Source organism: Micromonospora sp. HK10 (assembly GCF_000982955.1).
In the GTDB taxonomy this organism is placed as follows: Bacteria; Actinomycetota; Actinomycetes; order Mycobacteriales; family Micromonosporaceae; genus Micromonospora.
The window spans coordinates 1-867 of the sequence record NZ_KQ058805.1; the positions used below are offsets into that span (position 1 = coordinate 1).

Here is an 867-nt window from a genome sequence, read left to right on the forward strand (position 1 = left end):
CGCCGGCTCGCCGCCGCGGCGGCCGGGGCGCTCGCCGCCGGGCTCGGCGTGGTCCTCGCGGTACGCGGCGGCGCCGCCCCCGCCTGCGCCACGCCGCCCCGCGCGCTGCCCGCCGCCCCGCCGCTGGGCGCCACCGTCCACAGCGGCAAGGCCACCTTCTACGACTCGAAGGGCGCCGGCGGCAACTGCTCCCGCCCCGCCGCCCCCGACAACCGGCGCTACGTCGCCCTCGGGCCCGCCGAGTACGCGGCCGGCGCCGCCTGCGGCGGCCACCTCGACGTCACCGGCCCGAAGGGCACCGTCCGGGTCCTCGTCATGGACCAGTGCCCCGAATGCGCACCCGGCCACCTCGACCTCTCCGCCGAGGCGTTCGCCAGGATCGCCGACCCGGTGCAGGGCGTCGTGAAGGTCAGCTACCGCGCCGTGGTGAACCCGCCGCTGCCCGGCCCGCTCACCTTCCGGATCAAGGAGGGCGCCTCCCGATGGTGGTTCGCCGTCCTCGTCGGCGACCACGGCAACCCGCTGCGCTCCGTCGAGGTACGGCAGAACGGCGCCTGGCGCGCCGCCGCCCGCCAGGACTACAACTACTGGCTCATCGACTCCGGCGCCGGACCCGGCCCGTACACCATCCGGGTCACCGACGCGTACGGGCACCGGGCCACCGCCACCGGCATCCGGCTGCTCCCCGGCCAGACGCAGCACAGCACGGTCCGGATGTACGGCGGTGCCGCCACCCCGGCCCGTACGACGGCGCCCGGCCGCCCGGCGTCGGCCCGTCCCCGCCCGCGCGCCTCGACCAGCCCGCCGGTCAGCCCGCCCGGCACCCCGGCCGTGGACGCGGCCGTCGCCGCCCCGGCCACCCCGGGC

General features: G+C 79.0%; 1 protein-coding gene. It reads left to right on the plus strand.

Features of this window, described 5'->3' with window-relative positions; all coding sequences use genetic code 11:
• The coding region (locus LQ51_RS12425) for an expansin EXLX1 family cellulose-binding protein (RefSeq protein WP_052744843.1) at nt 1-867 on the plus strand (867 nt) is incomplete at both ends.